12 protein-coding genes are annotated in these 18,441 nt (G+C 73.8%); 3 read left to right on the top strand and 9 right to left on the bottom strand.

Going from position 1 to position 18,441, the window contains the following annotated elements:
• Positions 1-14: 14 nt before the first annotated feature.
• From SLV14N_RS34320 to SLV14N_RS34290, 7 genes are all read right to left on the bottom strand, one after another.
• Positions 15-4,700: a hypothetical protein gene (locus tag SLV14N_RS34320; RefSeq protein WP_208686384.1), complete on the bottom strand. Its 4,686-nt coding sequence runs from the start codon at positions 4,698-4,700 to the stop codon at positions 15-17.
• A 295-nt stretch (positions 4,701-4,995) separates the two neighbouring features.
• A complete protein-coding gene (locus tag SLV14N_RS34315) occupies positions 4,996-5,862 on the bottom strand; it encodes a hypothetical protein (protein WP_259670809.1) in 867 nt (288 codons plus the stop codon).
• Between the two features lie 202 nt (positions 5,863-6,064).
• Positions 6,065-7,588: a hypothetical protein gene (locus SLV14N_RS34310; protein ID WP_263272469.1), complete on the bottom strand. Its 1,524-nt coding sequence runs from the start codon at positions 7,586-7,588 to the stop codon at positions 6,065-6,067.
• 168 nt (positions 7,589-7,756) lie between these two features.
• Positions 7,757-8,401 carry a pyroglutamyl-peptidase I gene (pcp, locus tag SLV14N_RS34305; protein WP_208686378.1) on the bottom strand — a complete coding sequence of 215 codons (645 nt, stop codon included), beginning with the start codon at positions 8,399-8,401 and terminating at the stop codon, positions 7,757-7,759.
• 97 nt (positions 8,402-8,498) lie between these two features.
• Entirely contained in the window at positions 8,499-9,467 is a 969-nt protein-coding gene (locus SLV14N_RS34300; protein WP_263272468.1) for a DUF979 domain-containing protein, read from the bottom strand.
• Positions 9,464-10,174, bottom strand: a complete 711-nt coding sequence (locus tag SLV14N_RS34295) for a DUF969 domain-containing protein (RefSeq protein ID WP_127149676.1) — start codon at positions 10,172-10,174, stop codon at positions 9,464-9,466. The genes SLV14N_RS34300 and SLV14N_RS34295 overlap by 4 nt, the downstream gene beginning before the upstream one ends.
• Before the next feature lie 156 nt (positions 10,175-10,330).
• The gene (locus tag SLV14N_RS34290; protein WP_263272467.1) at positions 10,331-11,074 is read right to left on the bottom strand and encodes a GntR family transcriptional regulator; all 744 of its coding nucleotides are present in this window, start codon (positions 11,072-11,074) and stop codon (positions 10,331-10,333) included.
• Positions 11,075-11,458: 384 nt separating this feature from the next.
• Between SLV14N_RS34290 and SLV14N_RS34285 the strand changes: the two genes are divergently transcribed.
• The 3 genes from SLV14N_RS34285 to SLV14N_RS34275 are packed head-to-tail and all read left to right on the top strand — an operon-like array spanning position 11,459 to position 13,721.
• Positions 11,459-12,241 (top strand): LamB/YcsF family protein, encoded by a 783-nt coding sequence (locus SLV14N_RS34285; protein ID WP_263272466.1) that lies wholly within the window; start codon positions 11,459-11,461, stop codon positions 12,239-12,241.
• Entirely contained in the window at positions 12,238-12,858 is a 621-nt protein-coding gene (pxpB, locus tag SLV14N_RS34280; protein ID WP_263272465.1) for a 5-oxoprolinase subunit PxpB, read from the top strand. Before SLV14N_RS34285 ends, pxpB begins: the two co-directional genes overlap by 4 nt.
• Positions 12,858-13,721, top strand: coding sequence for a biotin-dependent carboxyltransferase family protein (locus SLV14N_RS34275; RefSeq protein WP_208686371.1), 864 nt, complete (start codon positions 12,858-12,860; stop codon positions 13,719-13,721). Before pxpB ends, SLV14N_RS34275 begins: the two co-directional genes overlap by 1 nt.
• A 181-nt stretch (positions 13,722-13,902) precedes the next feature.
• Here the strand turns inward: SLV14N_RS34275 and SLV14N_RS34270 are convergent, their stop codons facing one another.
• Together SLV14N_RS34270 and SLV14N_RS34265 are read right to left on the bottom strand one after the other, a co-directional pair.
• Positions 13,903-17,517, bottom strand: coding sequence for a hydantoinase B/oxoprolinase family protein (locus tag SLV14N_RS34270; protein ID WP_263272464.1), 3,615 nt, complete (start codon positions 17,515-17,517; stop codon positions 13,903-13,905).
• Complete coding sequence (locus tag SLV14N_RS34265) at positions 17,514-18,431, bottom strand: SGNH/GDSL hydrolase family protein (protein ID WP_263273365.1); 918 nt, start codon at positions 18,429-18,431, stop codon at positions 17,514-17,516. The genes SLV14N_RS34270 and SLV14N_RS34265 overlap by 4 nt, the downstream gene beginning before the upstream one ends.
• Between the last annotated feature and the right edge of the window lie 10 nt (positions 18,432-18,441).

Genomic DNA, 18,441 nt, shown 5'->3' with positions numbered 1-18,441 from the left:
TCCCGCGCCGCCGGTCATCCGCCGGCCGGGTCCGCCGGCTCCTCGGGGGCCGGGTCCTCCGGCCGGCGGTACATCCGCGTCGCCGTGATCTGGCCGTGCACCGCCTCGCCGGACGGGTCCTGCTGCGGCAGACCCGGCCGCAGATGCTCCTCGACGCTGATGTACTTCAGCCCGGCCCGCAGGTCCGCGTCATTGCGCAGCCGGATGACCAGCGGGAACTCGGCGAGTGCGGTGGTGTCGAACAGGCCGGTGGTGTAGAGCAGCTGGACGCCCAGCGCATCGGCGACCGCGCGCTGCAGCTCCAGCAGATAGGTCGCGTTGGCGCGGCCGATGGGGTTGTCCAGGAACAGCGTGCCGGCGTGCCGCTGCTTGTCGCGGCCCCGATCGTTGCTGCGCAGCGCCGCCATCGTGCAGTACAGCGCGATGGCGGCGGTCAGCAGCTGGCCGCCGGAGAACACATCGCCCATCTGCCCGACCGGCACCCGCTCGGCGCGCAGCACCGCGTCCGGCTTGAGGATCTCCACGGCCACCCCGCGCGGCTGCAGCGCCGCGCTGACCCCGCGCAGCAGCAGGGACATCCCGTCCCGCCGCAGATCGCTGTTCTTCTTGACGGCCGCGCGGGTCGCCTCGTCGATCACCTCGCCGAGCCGCTCGGTGAGCGTGGCCTGGTCGGGGTCCTCGAAGCGGATCCGCAGGAACTCCTGCCCGGACCACTCCCCCAGCCCCTCGGGCAGCCGCGACAGCCGCTGGGCGGAGCGCAGCGTCGTCAGCGACGACTCGACCAGGCCGCGGAGCCGGTCGACGATGGAGCCGCGGTTGCGCTCCAGCTGCTCCAGCTCGTCGGTGAGCACCCGCAGCCGGGGGGCGAAGGCCTCCGCCCACTTGGCGGCATGGTCCGGCAGGGCCGCCGCGGGCAGTTCGCGGATCTGCTGCCGGGCGGGGGTACGGACCTGTTCGTAGCGGGTGGAGTTGGCGTGCCGTACGAGGATGTCGCTCGCCTCGCGGACCGCGGAGTCGGCGGTGGAGAGATCGGCGGCGCAGCCGCGCAGCGAGCGGCGGGACTCGGCGGCGGCCTGCCGGGCGTCCTCCACCCGTCCGGCGTACGGCTCGATCCGCCCGTCCGCCGCGTCCTCGGCGTCCTGGTGGTCACGGAGCAGATCGCGCAGCAGGGCGGCGGTCTCGTCGAAGCCGCCGGCCGCGTCCTCGGCGGCGCGGTGGCCGCGCAGCAGCTCCTCGTGCCGGTCCCGGGCGGCCGTCAACGCCTCGGTGGCGGTGGCCAGTTCGCCGCCCGCGGTGCGCAGCAGCTCCTTGGCGCGGTCCGCGTCCTTGGGCACCAGCTCGTCGGGCAGCTCGGTGTGTGCCTCGCCGTCCGTGGGGGCGAGGCGCTCGGCCTCACCGCGCAGCCGGCCGAGCTGTTCGCTGGCGGCCGAGGCGCGGGTCTCCAGCATGTGCACCAGCGATTCGGCGCGGGCCGCGGCGGCCTGCCGGGACGGGCCGTCGGCGGCGTCCGGGCTCTCCAGGAGCGTCTCGGCGCGGGTGCGGACCTTGTTGGTGAGGCGGTTCAGCTCGGCCAGGGCGGCGCTCTCTTCACCCTCGGCGCGGGCCTGTTCGGCGCGCAGATCGGCGCCGACACCGACCTTCTCGTAGAGCTGGGAGGCGGCGCGGTAGGCCTCGCGCAGCGCGGGCAGGGAGGCGCTCGCGGCCTCCGGAGCCTCGCCCAGATCGTCCGGTACACCGGCGATCTCGGACCGCTCGGCACGCAGCGCACGGGCGGTGCGCCGGGCGTCGTCGGCGGCGCGCTGGGCCGCCCTGCGGTCCTCGTCGGCGGCCCGTGCACGGTCCACGCACTCCTCGGCGCGGGCCTCGAACTCCGCCGCCTCGTCGGCCAGTTCGCGCATCCGGGACTGCCAGGAGGCGCGCTCGCGCAGCCGGTGCGCGAGCCCGGCAAGCAGATCGGCGGCGCGGCGGGCACGCTGGGCGGTCTCCTGGCGCTCGTCGCGCACCCGGGTGGCCTCGGCCGCGACCTCGTCGGTCCCGTCGCGGGCCGCACGGGCCTCGGCCAGCTCCGCGGCCGCCTCCTCCGCGGCCGTCCGGGTCTCCTCCGCGGCGGCGGCCAGCTCACCGAGACAGCCGGCCGGGCAGCCCGTACGCCACGAGCCGAGCCGGGCGGCCAGTGCCCGGTCCCCGGCGAGCCGGGCGGCCAGCGCCCGGATCTCCTCGTCCCGCTCTATGGCGCGCGCCCGCAGCGCCTGGCGCTCCTCGTCCGCGGCGGATTCGTCGTGCATCGCCGGGTTCGGCGGGACGAGAAAGACGCCGGTCTCCCGCTCGTCGGGGGCGGGTGTGGGCGCGAGCAGCGCGGCGGCGGTGCCGACCGCGACGGCCGAGCGCGGCAGCAGCGCGGCCTGGGCGAGCACCTCGCGGGCCCGCGCATGAGTGTCCGGGTCGGTGATGATCACGCCGTCGACCAGCTCGGGGCGGGCGGCGAGCACCCGGGTGTGGTCGGCGGGGTCGACGGACTGCGCGAGATAGCGCCAGCCCGGCAGCGCGGGGACACCGTGCTCACCGAGATACTCCACGGCGGCCAGCACATCGGGCCCCGGGGGCAGCAGACCGCCGTCGCCCAGCGCGCCGAGGATCCGCGCATCATCGGCGGCGGCCGTGCGCAGGTCGAACAGCTGTCGCTCGGCGCCGGCGACGCCCTCCTCCAGCAGCTCCCGCAGCCCGTCGGCGTTGCGGTCCAGTTCCTCGGCGGTCAGCGGGCCGGCGGTGGGGCGGCGCGGGGCGCCGGTGTCCGTACCGGACGTGGCCGTACGGGGGCCGGGCAGGCCGAGGGACTTGGCCTCGGACTGCGGGAGTCCGAGCAGGTCGGCGAGCCGCTGCTCGGCGCCGATGGACTCGGCGGCCCCGCGCTCGGCCTCGTACGCACGCTCGGCGGCCTCGGCGGCGTCCTCGGCGCGGGCCGCGGCCAGTTCGGCGGCGGCGTGCCGGGCGGTGGCCTCACGGGCGCGGTCGGTGGCCTGCCGGGCGGCTTCGCGGGCCGAGTCCCAGGCCTCGACGGCGGTCTTCTCGGCGTCCGAGGCGGCGAGTGCGGCGCGGGCCGGATCGGCATCGGGGGCGCTGTCGTCCAGCCAGCCGGCCCGGACCGCCTCGGCGGTCTCCTCGGCGACCTCGGAGAGCCGCTGCTTGAGGTGTTCGGACTCGCTGCGGGCGCGCTGGGCGTGGGTGGCGGCGGTGGTGGCGTCGCGGTGCGCCGATTCACCGGCCTCCTGGAGGGCGGCGGACCGTTCCTCCTCCTCGTTGGCGATCCGCTCACCGGCCTCGGCCGCCGTGTGCAGGGCGCGGACGAGATCGGCGGCGGCGGTGGCACGGGCGGCGAGCGCGGGGGCGGCGTCCCGCTCGGCCTCGCGGATGGCGGCGGCGACCCGGGCGGAGCGGTCCGCTGCCGCGCGGTGCCGCAGGGCGATCTCGGCGGCCTGCCAGGCACTGTGCAGCGTACGGGCGTCGTTGAGCTCCCGGCGCTGGGCGGCGGCGCCCTTCTCCGCGGCGGCCAGCGCCAGTGAGGCGTGCCGGTAGGCGAGTTCGGCGGAGACAAGGGAGCGGCGCTCGCGCACCCGCTCGGCGTCGGTGACACGGTGCGCCGCGGCGGCGACCTGTTCGGCAAGCTCGGCGGCGCGGCCGCGCTCCTCGGTGCCGCGGGCGTGCAGCCGCTGGGCGAGGCCGCGGGTGCGGCGCTCGGCCCCGGCGTGCACTTCGCGGGCGCGTTCGCGCTGCTCGGCGGCGTCGGCGATACGGGAGAGCAGATCGAGGGAGCCGGCCGTGAAGTCCCGTTCGGCGGTGAGTTCGGCGCGCCGGCCGAGCTTGTGGGCGAAGCCGTGCACCAGGTCGGCGAGGCCGTCGGTGTCGCGGGTGTCCGTGACGGCGCGCAGCAGCAGGTCGGTGAAGTCCGAGTCGTTCTTGACCGCGAACAGGCCGGCCGCCTCACCCTCGTCGGCGTTCATCTCCCGCTGGTAGCGGAAGAGTTCCGGGTCCAGGCCCAGCTCGCCGAGGTGTACGTTCCAGCGCTCGTGGCCCTCCTCCCAGACCACATCCAGATTGGGGTAGTTCTTCCCCGCCTCGGTGAGGATGTCGCGGAAGCCCTTCATCGTGCGGCGGCGGCCCTGGGCGCCGGAACTGCCCTCGCCGCTCTCCTGACGGGGGCGGACGACGGTGGCCTCGGCGACGGGGAGGGAGTCCAGGCTCATTCCGGGGCCGGGCCGGAAGCTGTACCAGGCCTCGGCGAACTTCCGGGGGTCGTTGGAGACCTGCCGGCCGCGCCATTCGCTGACCTTGCCGACGACCACGCTCTCGCCGGTGAGGACGTGCTGCCACTCCAGGGCGACATGGCCGCAGTCGTCGGCGAGCAGGAACTTGCGCAGCACGCCGGAGCTGGCGCCGCCGAGGGTGTTGCGGTGGCCGGGCAGCATCACCGAGAAGATCAGCTTGAGCAGGACGGACTTGCCGCCGCCGTTCTCCAGGAAGAGCACGCCCGCGGGGGCCGGGCGGCGCGGCGGGCCGACCGGTTCGTCCTCGAAGAAGTCCGCCTGGGCCGGGGCCGGTCGGGGCACGGGCGCACCGACTCCGCGCAGGTCCAGCACGGTGTCGGCGTAGCGCGCACCGGCGGGCCCGATGGAGTAGAGGCGGACCCGGGACAGCTCGTACATGGCGGACTCTCGTTGTCGTGTCGGGAAGGGGTGACGCTGCTCCCCCGCCCCCTCCCCCTCCTCCCCCTTCGGGGGAGGGGGCGGGGGTGGGTTCGGGGGTGGGGGGGAGCCTCGGTGGGGCGACGGTCGGTGGGAGCGGTCGTGGGTGGTGGGAGCGGTGGTCGGTCGGAGCGGTCTGGTCGGTGGGAGCGGCGGCGTTCGGCGGGAGCGGCGGCGGTGGTCGGCGGGAGCGGCGGTGGCGTTCAGCGGGAGCGGTGGCGGTGGTCGGCAGGAGCGGCGGTGGTCGAACAGCCCGTCAGCCGGAGTGGAAGGGCAGTCCGGCGTCCGCGACCAGGTCGAGGTCGTCGGTGTCCTCGCTCGGCATGAGCGCGGCACTGCCGTCGGCGACGGGGACGATGCCCAGCTCCAGGAGTTCGGCCATGGCGGCGCTGCCGGCCATGTCGCGGACCTGGAGCTGATAGCGGGCGGTGGTGCGGTAGGCGCCGCCGGCATCGTCACCGGTGCGCTGGAGGAAGCCGGAGTCGACGAGGAAGGTGACGGCCTTGGCGATGATGCCGGTGGTCGAACCGGCCAGCCGGCGGGCGTCCTTGGTGGCGCCGGTCGCGCTGCGCCGGGCGTACATGCGCCAGGCGGATTCCAGGCCGGGGGCGTCGGTGGCCGGGTCGGTGTTCTCGCCCTCCTGCTCGGCGCGCTCCTCCAGCCGGCGGCAGGCCTGCCGGACGAAGGCATCGACGCCATTGACCGTGATCCGGCCGATGTAGCCGTCGTCGGCGAGGTCCTCGGGGCGCGGGAAGGCCAGCGCGGCGACGGCGAGATGGGCCAGGCCGTGCAGGAAGCGGTCGGCGGAGTCGGCGGAGGCACGGCGGGCGTAGTCGCCCATCCGTACGGCGAAGACGGAGTCCTCGTCGGCGGTGACGGCCATCCCGGCGCGGGTGGACACCTCCAGGACGACCAGGCCGAGGCCGGTGGCGACGGCGTCGGCGAGCCGGGCGAAGGCGGGGTCGTCCCGATAGCGGCGCAGGAGTTCGCTGTATTCGGCGTCACGCGCGGGCAGCAGCTTGGGCTGGAGGCCGAAGGAGACCAGCCGTGCGGCGTCGGCGGCATCGGCGGGGGTGAGGGGCGCCGGCTTCACCGCGGCCGGCTCGGCGTCGGCGGTGGGCACACCCCAGCCCGGCTCACCGGTCCCGGACGCCAGGTCCGGCTGCGGCGCCTCGTCGTACTGGGTCACGGAACAAGCTCCTTGCGGGGGACGGTCTGGGACATCTCGGGCCGGCGCGACGGCGGACGGCCGCCCGGCGCGCCACGGCCCTGCCGGACCGGGCGCGCCCCGCCGTTCACCGGCCGCTCCCCCTGGGCGCGGGGCATCAGGCCACCTCCGAGCGGTCCGCGGCCATTCCGGCGGCGTCCAGCAGCGCCGTGCCGACGATGAGGTCGGCGCCGCCGAACTCGGGGTCTATCAGCTCCGTGCCGTCGTCGACGGCGAACAGCAGCTGCTGTTCGCCCTGGCGGTAGGCCGTGCCGACCGGCGGGCTGGCGGCGTGCACCGCCAGCAGGGCGACGAGGTAGGGGAGTTCGGGATCGCTGCGGCGCGCCTCGGCGAGCAGGCCGGAGAGCCTGCGGGGCGCGTCGGCGGGCAGGTCGAGCAGCGCCATCGCGGCGTCGAGCTGGGCCTCGCTGAAGCGGCTGTCGTCGGGGGTGGCCACCAGGTCGGGCTCGGGCATCTCGGCGCCGAGGTGCTCACGTTCCATGGGCGGGGTGAGCAGCATCTCGACGAGGTCCCCGACGCGCACGGCCGAGGGGGTGCGCAGCCCCGTGCCCTTGGCGAAGAAGGCGTCGGTGACGCGGATGGCCTGCTCGGCGGGGAGCGGCAGCAGGGGGGCGACCAACTGGCCGTACAGATCGAGTCCGGAGCGGGCGGCGGGGGTGGCGAAGGCCTGCCGGTCCTGCTCGGCGCGGAACAGCGGTCCGGCCTCCAGCAGCCGGGACTGGAGCTGGGTGTGGCGGCGGATGCAGTCCTTGACGATGTCGACGAGCTCGGCGGCCCGCCGCTTGTGCTCGGGCTCCTCGGTCTCGTCCCGGGCCTTGCGGATGTTCGTCAGGATGGCGTTCTCGTGGCGGTAGCGGTCCGCGACGTGGTCCAGCGCCTCGGTGATCATGTCGGGGACGGTCTCCAGCCAGTCCACGGCGCGGACGTTGCGGCGGGTGGCGTCCAGGGTCCTGCGGAGCGTCTCCGCATACTGCACGGTGCGGTAGCGGGCCTGCTCGGCGGCGAGCTGGGCATCGGCCAGCCGGCCGCGGTTGATCAGCACCTCCAGCTTGACCTCGGCGGCGATCTGAGCGCTGGTGACGTCCGTGTCGAGCGCGCCGACCAGGACGTTGACCGCTTCGTCGGTGGCCCGGAGGTAGACGCTGCCACCGGCGCCGGGCACCTCTTCGATGAGCTTGAAGTCGTAGTCGCGGCGGACGTACTCGCCCTCGGTGTTGAAGGTGCCGTAGACGGCGCGGAAACCGCGGTCCACACTGCCGACGTTGATCAGGTTTTCCAGCACCCAGCGGGCCACCCGCTCATGCTCGCCCGTAAAGCGGCGGGGAGCCTGGGCGGCGACCCGGGGGAGCACCTTCGCCACTATCTCCTCGTGGTCGGCGCCGGTGTCGAAGTCCATGTTGAGGGTGACGAGATCGATGACGGCGAGCGCCACCTCCGCCATGGCGTAGACGCCGTACTCGCCCGCGAGGTTGGCCTTGCGCACGTCGAGGTCGTGCAGCGGCGCGGTGCATGCGAGGGCACGCAGCCGACGGGCCAGGCCTTCGTCGGCGGCCGGGCCCGGCGCAGGCCGGCGAGGGCCGTTGAGCTGGGGCGCAGCGGCCCCCGGGGCGGGAAAAGTCACGTCGCACAGAGTAGGCGCTCGCACTGACAACGGACGAAACGGCGCGGATCCGCTCATGGGTGGAACCGCTGGTGGATCCGTTGACGGACGGCTCGCGGGACGACGCGACAGTCTACGGCGTGGCGCGCGGTGGCCGGCCGCCAGGTCCCGTGGGCACGGGTACCGCTCTCAGTGGGTGGCCCCGCCGGCGACGCGGATGTCGGTGCGGGTGCGCGCGGCGGTGAGGGCGATCTCACGCAGGGCCCGGGCGGCCGCGTCGGCCGGGAGCGACGGTTCGGCGCGGTCGACGACCTGCTCCGGCGTGTAGGGGACGTGGACGAATCCGCCGCGTACATCGGGCAGTTCGGTCGCGATGAGGTGGGCGAGGCCGTAGAAGACGTGGTTGCAGACGAAGGTGCCCGCGGTGTTGGACACGGAAGCGGGCAGTCCGGCGGCGCGGACGGCCTCCACGCACGCCTTGATCGGCAGGGTGGAGAAGTATGCGGCGGGGCCGCCGGGCACGATCGCCTCGTCGATGGGTTCGGCGCCCGAGGCATCGGGGATCCGGGCGTCGTCGACGTTGAGGGCGACGCGTTCGATGGTGATGTCGGGGCGCCCGCCCGCCTGGCCGACGCACACCACTATCTCGGGGCGGGTCTCCTCGATCGCGGCGCGCAGCACCGCGATCGACGCTCCGTAGATGCAGGGCAGTTCGACGGCGGACGCCTCGATACCGGGGGGCGGTGCGTCCGCGGCGGCGCGGACCGCCTGCCAGGAGGGGTTGGTGGATTCGCCGTCGAAGGGTGCAAATCCGGTCAGCAGTACCCGGGTCATTCGGTCATCCTTGGTGCGACTGGTCGAGCGGGGACGGAGCGGGTGAAAGCCGGCACGGCGCGCCCCGGAGGTGCGCGGCGCGCGGCGCGGTGCCGGCTCAGAAGGCGAACAGCGCCATGATCACGATGTTGCAGCCGAGCAGCACACCCGCGGTGGGCAGCTGTGCCTTGATGGGCCCGTACTGGTCCTTCAGCTCCAGCAGCGCCGCCGGGACGATGTTGAAGTTGGCGGCCATGGGGGTCACGAGGGTCCCGCAGAAGCCGGCGAGCATGCCGATGGCCAGCACGGCGGCGGGATTGCCGTCGAAGTGCCCGACCAGGACGGGCCAGCCGACGGCCGCGGTCATCACGGGGAAGGCGGCGAACGCGTTGCCCATGATCATGGTGAAGGCGAACATGCCCACGCAGTAGACGACGACCGCGATGTAGAGCGAGTCGTCGGGCAGGACGGAGGTGGCGAGCTTGCCGACCTGGTCGCCGACGCCGGAGACCTGGAAGATGGCGCCCAGTGTGGCCAGCATCTGCGGCAGCAGCATGGCCCAGCCCATCGCCTCCAGCATGGAACGGCCGGACTGCACGGGCACCGAGATCCGCTTCTCGCGGAGGATGATCATGCCGACGACGAGGGCGACGACGGCTCCGATGCCGAGGCCCAGGATGGTCTCGCTGCCCTCCTGGAGGAGCGGCTCGCCCCCGACGGTCACGTGCTTGACGCCGATGGCGCAGGCCATCGCGACGACCGGGATGGTGAGCGCCGGGACGAACAGCCGGTTGCCGAGCTTGGTGGCGCTCGCGGCACGCTGCTCGGGGGTGGTGGTGCGCGGGGTGCCGCGTCCGGTGCAGCCGAAGCCGGCCAGGCAGGCCATGACCAGCACCGCGACACCCAGGGGCTCGGCCGGTGCCTGCTTGGTGACGACCCAGCTGCTGTAGATGAAGCCGGCGCCGATCAGGCCCCAGAAGGCGCCGGTGCCGAAGCGCTTGGGGTTGCTGCGGTCGGTGACCATCTGGGCGGCCATCACCAGGAAGCTGAGGCCCACCAGCCAGTAGAACCACTCTGCCTTGATCACTGGGCGGCCTCCACTGCGGCGGTGTCGCGGACGTTTGCGGTGAGCAGCTCGCGTTCCAACTGGCGGTCCAGGCGCAGCAGTCGCCAGCCGTGGACCACGAAGGCGCACACGGCGGTGGGGATCGCCCACAGCGCGAGCTGCAGCGGTTCGAGGTGGGTGCCGTAGGTGGTGTTGACGAAGCCGGTGATCAGCAGGATCGAGCCGACGGCGAGGAAGACGTCCTCCCCGAAGAAGAGCCCGACATTGTCCGCGCTGGCGGAGAACGAACGGACCTTCTCCCGTGTCCGGTCCGGGAGTTTGCCGTATTTCCGCTCCGCGGCACCCTCGGCCATCGGGACGGCGAGCGGGCGGACGGTCTGGGCGTGGCCGAAGACATTGGTCAGCCCGACTGCCGCGCCGATCTGCCGCAGTCCCAGGTAGAGCGCGAGGAAGCGGCCCGTGGTGAGCCTGGCGAACCGGGCGATGAGGTTACGGGCCTGCTCCTGCAGGCCGTAACGCTCCAGAAGGCCGATGACCGGAAGGGTGATCGCGAAGATCGTCACCGCCCGGCTGCCGGCGAAGCCTTCGCCGAACGCGGCGAGCACCTTGCCCGGCGACAGCCCTCCGAGGAGGCCGGTCGCGATGCCGGCCACCCCTACGACCAGCAAGGGATTGCGTTTCGTGGCGAAGCCGATCACGACCACGAGCACGCCGAGGAGCACGATCATGGATCCGCCTTCCGCGTACGGGGACCCCACAGGGCCCGTCAGGAGATGAAGAGATTGCAGCGGAGGCTAGGCGATTGTTCAACGATCCGACAAGGGGTCTGCACCAACAGATCTGCGGTACTTCCCGGGGCGGGCTCGCGGCGGCCCCTCCGCCCCTCACCCCTCCGCGATGCGCTGCGCGTACGCCCCCGACAGCTGGCTGCGCGAGTCCTCCAGGTAGGACAGCAACAGCCGCTCGGCCTCGGCGGCATCGCCTGCCTGTAGCGCCTCGACAATCTGGCGATTACGGGTCAAATAGGGCGCATGAAAGCGCCGGGGATCGGCCATGACATGGAAGACCAGCCGGAGTTCGGCGAGCACACCGCGCATCAGCTCGTCCGTGCGCGGACTGCCCGCCAGGGCCACGACGCCCTGGTGAAAGCGGATGTTGGCGGTCGAGAGCGCCTGCCACTCCCGGTCCGCCGAGGCGGCCTCACCGGCCTGCACGGCGGCCTCGATCACCGCGATGGCTTCGGCCACACCGGCCCCGTAGGGCCCCTGCCCCAGCCCCCGTACCGCCGCACACTCCACGAGGGTGCGCACCCGGTAGATGTCCTCCAGGTCCTCGACCGTCACCACCCGGACGAACACCCCGCGGTTGAGTTCGTGCACCAGCAGCCGCTCATGGGTCAGCAGCCGGAACGCCTCCCGCAGCGTGTTGCGCGAGACGCCCAGCGCACCGCCGATGCTCTCCTCGGAGAGCCGGGCGCCGGGCGGGAAGTAGCCCTCGGTGATCCGGTCGCGCAGGATGTCGGCGACCCGCTCGGCCGTGCTGGAGCGACCCAGCAGGGGGCGGTCCCGCTCCAGGCCCGAGACCTCGGTGAGCCGCCTCTGATCGTTCTTCGCCACTCCGCCGGACATTCCGCTCCCCGCTCTCGCGCCGTACCGGGCGGCGGGTTCGGGCCGTCCCGGTGTCATGGAGCGAAAGTCAATCCCAGACAGGAGGACAAAACAACGCACCCTCAAACGGATGACACACACCTCTTGTCGGATCGTTGAACAATCCTCTACGTTGTCCTCGACGCCGGTCGGCTCGAGTGCCCTCGGGGGAGAGTCACTACGGATACGGGCCGGCCGGAATGTCCCGCCCGCCCCTGCCCGCACACGGGCCCCCGCACGCCGCCCACCGCGCACCGGCCGGCCCCGAGCACCTCTGGAACGGACACACATGAGCGAGCGCAGCGAGCTGATCGTTGAAAGGTGCGCGCCACGCGAATGCGGGGCCGAGCGGAGCGAGGTTTCGGCATGAGCGAGCGCAGCACGGTGCCCCCGCCCGTCATCGATCTCAACGCCGACCTCGGGGAAGGCTTCGGCCGCTGGCAGCTCACCGACGACGAGGCGCTGCTCTCCGTCGTCACCAGCGCCAATGTGGCCTGTGGCTTCCACGCCGGCGACCCGGCCACGATGCGCCGGGTGTGCGAACTGGCCGCCGAGCGCGGTGTGGTCATCGGCGCCCAGGTCTCCTACCGCGATCTGGCCGGTTTCGGCCGCCGCGCGATGGACGTCCCGCCGGACGAGCTGGCCGCCGAGATCACCTACCAGATCGGTGCCCTGGAGGTCTTCGCGCGCGCCGCCGGCGCCCGCGTCGGCTATGTCAAACCCCATGGCGCGCTCTACAACCGCTGTGTCCACGACGCGGAGCAGGCCCGCGCCGTCATCGACGGCATCCGCACCGCGGGCGGCGGGCTGCCGGTCCTCGGCCTGCCCGGCTCCCGGCTGCACGAAGCCGCCCAAGAGGCCCAACTGCCCGTCGTCGGCGAGGCGTTCGCCGACCGTGCCTACACCCCCGAGGGCACTCTGGTACCGCGCCGTGAGCCGGGCGCGGTGATCCACGACCCCGACGAGGTCGTCAAGCGCGCCCTCGGCATGGCCCGCGACCACGCCGTCACTGCCCGCGACGGCCGGCGGGTGGGCATCACGGCCCGTTCGCTGTGTCTGCACGGCGACACCCCCGGAGCCGCGGACCTCGCCCGGCGGGTCCGGTCCGAGCTGACCGCGGCCGGTGTTCACGTACGGAGCTTTGTATGAGGCCGCTGCCGGTCGGTGAACACGGGCTGCTCATCGAGCTGGACAGCGCCGAGGAGGTCGAGGCACTGCACGCCGAACTGCTGCGCCGGGCCGCCGAGGGAGCCCTGCCGCCGCTGCGCGAGATCGTGCCGGCCGCCCGTACGGTGCTCCTCGACGGCCTCGCCGACCCGCGTGGGCTCATCGCCGAACTCGCCGCCTGGGACATTCCGCCGCTCACCGCCGGCGACCGGCCCACCGTGGAGATCCCGGTCCGCTACGACGGCCCCGATCTCGCCGATGTCGCCGCCCTCTGGGGCGTCACCCCCGACGAGGTGGTCCGGCTGCACTCCGCCACCGAATTCCATGTCGCCTTCTGCGGTTTCGCACCGGGCTTCGGCTATCTGACCGGTCTGCCCGAGCGGCTGCACGTACCGCGCCGGGACACGCCCCGCACCAAGGTCCCGGTCGGCTCGGTCGCCCTCGCCGGCCCGTACACCGGTGTCTATCCGCGCTCCTCCCCCGGCGGCTGGCAGCTGATCGGCACCACCGGCACCGTGCTGTGGGATCCGCGCCGTGAACCGGCGGCGCTGCTCGCACCCGGCACCCGCGTCCGCTTCGTCCCGCAGGAGACCGCCTGATGACCGACCGCGCCTTCTCGGTCGTCCGGGCCGGTGCGCTCACCACCGTCCAGGACCTCGGCAGGCCCGGCCATGCCCACCTCGGTGTGCCGCGGGCCGGTGCCCTCGATGCACCCGCCCACCGGCTCGCCAACCGCCTGGTGGGCAACCCCGGGTCCGCCGCCACCCTGGAGACGACGCTCACGGGCTGCGCCCTGCGGGTGCGTACGGCCACCACCGTCGCCGTCACCGGCGCCCCCTGCCCGGTGACCGTCGACGGCCGCCCCGCCCCCTGGGGCGCCCCGGTCCGTGTCCCGGCGGGCGCCGTCCTGGACGCGGGACCCGCCACCCACGGTCTGCGCTCGTACCTCGCCTTCGCCGGCGGCATCGACACCGAACCGGTCCTCGGCAGCCGCGCCGCCGATCTGCTCTCCGGCCTGGGCCCGGACCCGCTCACCGACGGCACGGTCCTCCCGTTGGGCGACCCGCACGGCCCGCCGGCCGGCGCCGATGCCGTCCCGCACCGCGGCCCGGAGCCGGAGCTGGTCCTTCCGTTCCTGCCCGGCCCGCGCGACGCCTGGTTCACCGACGCCGGTCTGCACACCCTCACCACCGGCCGTTTCCGGGTCTCCCCCGCCAGCAACCGCATCGGTCTGCGCACCGAAGGGCCGCCCCTGGAGCGCGCCCGCGGCGGCGAACTCCCCAGCGAGGGCATGCCCCTGGGCGCCCTCCAGGTCCCGCCCAACGGCCTGCCGGTCCTCTTCCTCCACGACCACCCCACGACCGGCGGCTACCCGGTCATCGGTGTCGTCCCCGAGCGCTGTCTGGCCCCCGCGGCCCAGGCGGTACCGGGGACACCGGTCCGCTTTCTCCGCATGCGCTGAGCGCTCCGGGGGCGTGCCGAGCGCTCCGCGGGGGGTGCCGAGAAGTGTCGTGCCGTGCCGTGTCTGCGGCTGCGGCTGCGGCTGCGGCTGCGGCTGCGGCTGCGTCTGCGTCTGCGTCGTGGCCGGTCGCGCAGTTCCCCGCGCCCCTTTGGGGCGCGACCCCGGGCGCGGTGACGGACGGTCAGCCTCCGTCCGGCGCCCCGTACCCTCCGCCGCCCGGTGTGCGCAGCACCAGCACATCGTCCACACCGACGTCCGCCGCGTCACAGCCCGCCAGGGTCTCGCGCGTACCGTCCGCCCGCTCGATGGAGTTGACGCCCAGCGCCCCCGGGGCGCCGCCCGCCATGCCGTACGGCGCGACCCGGCGGTGGTTGGTCAGCAGGGCGATGGTCATCGGCTCCAGGAAGCGCAGCCGGCGCTCGACACCGCAGCCGCCGTGCCAGCGGCCGCTGCCGCCGCTGCCGGAGCGGATGGCGAAGCTGTCGACGCGGACGGGGTAGCGCCACTCCAGCACTTCGGGGTCGGTCAGCCGGGAGTTGGTCATATGGGTCTGTACGGCATCCGCGCCGTCGAAGCCGTCGCCGGCGCCCGAACCGCTGGCGACGGTCTCGTAATACTGCACCCGGTCATTGCCGAAGGTGAGGTTGTTCATGGTGCCCGAGCCCTCGGCCTGGACGCCGAGGGCTGCGTAGAGCGCACCGGTGACCGCCTGGGAGGTCTCCACATTGCCCGCGACGGTGGCCGCCGGAAAGACGGGGGCGAGCATCGAGCCCTCCGGGATGCGGACCTGTACGGGCTTGAGGCAGCCGCTGTTGAGCGGGATGTCGTCGGCGACCAGGGTGCGGAAGACGTACAGGACCGCCGCCATCACCACCGAGCTGGGCGCGTTCGCGTTGCCGGGCTGCTGGGGTGAGGTGCCGGCGAAGTCCAGTACGGCGCTGCGGTCGGCGCGGTCGACGGTCAGCTCGACATGGATCTCGGCGCCGCTGTCGGTGTCGTAGCGGTAGCTGCCGTCCGACAGCCGGGCGATGATCCGCCGGACCGATTCCTCGGCGTTGTCCTGAACGTGCCCCATATAGGCCTGGACGACATCCAGGCCGAACTGCTCGGTCATCCGCCGGAGTTCCTGGATGCCCTTCTCGTTGGCGGCGATCTGGGCCCGCAGGTCGGCGAGGTTGGCGTCCGGCGCGCGGGAGGGGTAGGGGCCGGCGGCGAGCAGTTCGCGGGTCGCGTCCTCGCGCAGCTCGCCGTCGCGCACCAGCAGCCAGTTGTCGAAGAGGATGCCCTCCTCCTGGATGGTGCTGCTGAAGGCGGGCATCGAGCCCGGGGTGATACCGCCGATCTCGGCGTGGTGGCCGCGGGAGGCCACCAGGAACAGCAGGGTGTCCCCGTCGGTGTCGAAGACGGGGGTGACGACGGTGACGTCGGGGAGGTGGGTGCCCCCGTGGTACGGATCGTTGATCGCATACACGTCGCCGGGCCGCATCTCGTCGCCGCGGCGCCTGAGCACCTCCTTGATGGACTCCCCCATCGAGCCCAGGTGCACGGGGATGTGCGGGGCGTTGGCGATCAGATTGCCCTCGGCGTCGAAGAGCGCACAGGAGAAGTCGAGGCGTTCCTTGATGTTGACGGAGTGTGCGGTGTTCTCCAGGCGGACGCCCATCTGCTCGGCGATGGCCATGAAGAGGCTGTTGAAGACCTCCAGCATCACCGGGTCGGCCGCCGTGCCGACCGCGACCCGGTCGGTGCGCGCCCGGGTCCGGGTCAGCGTGAGGTGTCCGCGTTCGCCCATGGCCGCCTGCCAGTCCGGGTCGAGGACCGTGGTCGCGTCCTCCTCGGCGATGACGGCCGGGCCGGTGAGGGTGTCACCGGGGCGCAGGTCGGTGCGCCGGTAGAGACCGGTGTCCTGCCAGCGGCCGCCGGTGTACATCCGGATCGTCGCGGCAGGCGTCAACTCCCCGTCCCTGTCGCCGGGTTGCGTCTCGTGTTCCCCTGCCCCGCCGGGCGCTCCCAGCGCCTCGACCGACACCGCCTCGGCCACCAGCGGTTTGTCCATGGTGAAGGCGTAGCGCTCGTGGTGCGCCCGGACGAACTCCGCGGCCATGGTGTCGGCGTCGGCCAGCGGGACGCCGATGGTGGAGTCGGTCCCGGCGTAGCGGATCAGCACCCGGGCGCGGGTGGTGACCGAGGCGTCCGGCACCCCGTCGTCGTGGAGTTCGCGCCGGGTCTGCGCGGCGAGGGAGTCGCACACCTCCTGGACGCGGCGCAGGGCCGCGGGGTCGGTGAACTCCGCCTCGACGGCCTGCTCGCGCATCGCGGTGGCGTCGGCGACCCCGATGCCGTACGCGGAGAGCACCCCGGCCAGCGGCGGGACGAGCACCGTGTCGATGCCCAGCGCGTCGGCGACCGCGCAGGCGTGCTGGCCGCCGGCTCCGCCGAAGCTGGTGAGGGCGTAGCGGGTGATGTCGTGGCCGCGCTGGACGGAGATCTTCTTGACTGCGTTGGCCATGTTGAGGACCGCGATGTCGAGGAAGCCGGCAGCGACCTCCTCGGGTCCGCGCTCGTCCCCGGCCTCGGCGGCGGCCCGCTCGGCCAGTTCCGCGAAGCGGGTGCGGACCGTCCCGGCGTCCAGCGGCTGGTCACCCTCCGGGCCGAACACCGCCGGGAAGTGCGCGGGCTGGATGCGGCCGAGCATCACATTGGCGTCGGTGACGGTGAGCGGGCCGCCGCGCCGGTAGCAGGCCGGCCCCGGGTCCGCGCCGGCGGAGTCGGGGCCGACCCGGTAGCGGCGGCCGTCGAAGTGGAGCACGGAGCCGCCGCCGGCCGCGACGGTGTGGATGTTCATCATGGGGGCGCGCATCCGGACGCCCGCGACCTCGTTGCCGAAGACCCGCTCGAACTCGCCGGCGAAGTGCGACACATCGGTGGAGGTGCCGCCCATGTCGAAGCCGATGACCCGGTCGTGGCCACCGCCGGCCTCGGCGGCCGTACGGACCATCCCGACCACGCCGCCCGCGGGCCCGGACAGCACCGCGTCCTTGCCGCGGAAGTGCGCGGCCTGCCGCAGCCCGCCATTGGACTGCATGAACATCAGCCGGATGCCGGGGAGTTGGGCGGCGATCTCGTCGACATAGCGGCCCAGGATCGGGGAGAGATAGGCGTCGACGACGGTGGTGTCGCCGCGCGGCACCAGCTTCATCAGCGGGCTGACCTCGTGCGAGCAGCTGACCTGGGCGAAGCCGGCGCGCCGGGCGAGCTCGGCGACGGCCTGCTCGTGCTCGGCGTGGCGGTAGCCGTGCAGCAGGACGACGGCGGCGCTGCGCAGACCGTCCGCGCGGGCCCGGACCAGCGCCCGGCGGACCTTGTCCACGTCCAGCGGCCGGACCAGCCCGCCCTGTGCGCCGATCCGCTCCGGTACCTCGATCACCCGGTCGTAGAGCGCCTCGGGCAGCACGATCCGCCGGTCGAAGATCCGTGGCCGGTTCTGGTAGGCGATCCGCAGCGCGTCCCGGAAGCCTTCGGTGATCAGCAGCACCGTCGGTTCACCCTTGCGCTCCAGCAGGGCGTTGGTGGCGACGGTGGTGCCCATCTTGACGACGGACACCCGCTCGGCGGGCACCGGTTCGTCCGGGCCGAGCTCCAGCATCATCCGGACGCCGGCCACCGCGGCGTCCCGGTAGCGCTCCGGATGGTGCGAGAGCAGCTTGGTGGTGACCAGCCGCCCGTCCGGCCGCCTGCCGACGACGTCCGTGAACGTGCCACCCCGGTCGATCCAGAACTCCCAGCGTCCGGTCATCCCACCATTGTCGCAGCGCCCTTCGACATCGAGGGGTCTTTGCCGTCCCCCGCGCCGTCCGTCCGGCCCAGCGCGGCGAGCGCGGAGCGGGTGGCGCGGTCGGCCGCGGCGTCCAGCAGGCGTCCGGATCCGGCCAGGCCGTGCCGGCACTCCTGGAGCGCCAGGCCGACCAGACCGGGCAGCAGATCCGTACACCGGTCGGCGACCCAGCGGGTCCCCCGGGTCGCCATCCACAGCGCGGAGCCGGCGCGGGTCGGCGGCGGCCCGTCGAGGGTGAGCGCGGGCGGCGGTCCTACAGGCAGGCCGGTGGCGGCGAGCGCCGTGTGGAAGCCGCGGGCCAGCAGCCGGTGGCCGTGCTCACTGGGGTGCAGCCGGTCCACGCTCCAGGAGGCCCGGTCGGCGACCCAGGGATGGTCGGCGAGGTGCAGATGCACGCCCCCGTAGCGGGCGGACACCGCATGGACGACGGTGTTCACGGCCCGCATCCGGCGCCCCAGCGGACGGGCCAGCGGCGCGGGCAGCCCCAGCATCCGGCCCGGATCGGGCAGACATGCCGTCAGCACCACCGCCCCGTCGGCACTGAGCACGCCGTGCGCCCGGTCCAGCGCGGCGGCGATCCGCTCGATGGCGAAGGCAGCGCGCAGGGTGTCGTTCGCCCCCACGAGCAGCGAGGCGAAGCGCGGGCCGAGCGCCCGTGCCGCGGGCAGCTGCCGTTCGGCGACATCGGCGGCCTGCGCCCCGCTCCGCGCCAGGTTCACCAGCGGGACGCTCCCGGGCCGCTCACCCAGCGCCTCGGCCAGCAGGGCGGACCAGCCGCGCCAGCCACCGCCCGGTACCGGGTCGCCGAGCCCCTCGGTCAGGGAATCGCCGAGCGCGGCAAAGCAGCCCGGGGCCGCGGACCGCCCCCCGTCCAGCACCTGCGCC

Source organism: Streptomyces sp. Je 1-4 4N24, from assembly GCF_026239515.1.
GTDB classification, from domain to species: Bacteria; Actinomycetota; Actinomycetes; order Streptomycetales; family Streptomycetaceae; genus Streptomyces; species Streptomyces nigrescens.
This window is presented reverse-complemented; position numbering and strand designations above follow the sequence as displayed.

Excerpts from the sequence above, each read along its gene's own strand:
- SLV14N_RS34320 (WP_208686384.1), bottom strand. The coding sequence starts at position 4,700 with ATGTACGAGCTGTCCCGGGTCCGCCTCTACTCCATCGGGCCCGCCGGT.
- pcp (WP_208686378.1), bottom strand. The coding sequence starts at position 8,401 with ATGACCCGGGTACTGCTGACCGGATTTGCACCCTTCGACGGCGAATCC.
- SLV14N_RS34295 (WP_127149676.1), bottom strand. The coding sequence starts at position 10,174 with ATGATCGTGCTCCTCGGCGTGCTCGTGGTCGTGATCGGCTTCGCCACG.
- SLV14N_RS34290 (WP_263272467.1), bottom strand. The coding sequence starts at position 11,074 with ATGTCCGGCGGAGTGGCGAAGAACGATCAGAGGCGGCTCACCGAGGTC.
- SLV14N_RS34285 (WP_263272466.1), top strand. The coding sequence starts at position 11,459 with ATGAGCGAGCGCAGCACGGTGCCCCCGCCCGTCATCGATCTCAACGCC.
- pxpB (WP_263272465.1), top strand. The coding sequence starts at position 12,238 with ATGAGGCCGCTGCCGGTCGGTGAACACGGGCTGCTCATCGAGCTGGAC.
- SLV14N_RS34275 (WP_208686371.1), top strand. The coding sequence starts at position 12,858 with ATGACCGACCGCGCCTTCTCGGTCGTCCGGGCCGGTGCGCTCACCACC.
- SLV14N_RS34270 (WP_263272464.1), bottom strand. The coding sequence starts at position 17,517 with ATGACCGGACGCTGGGAGTTCTGGATCGACCGGGGTGGCACGTTCACG.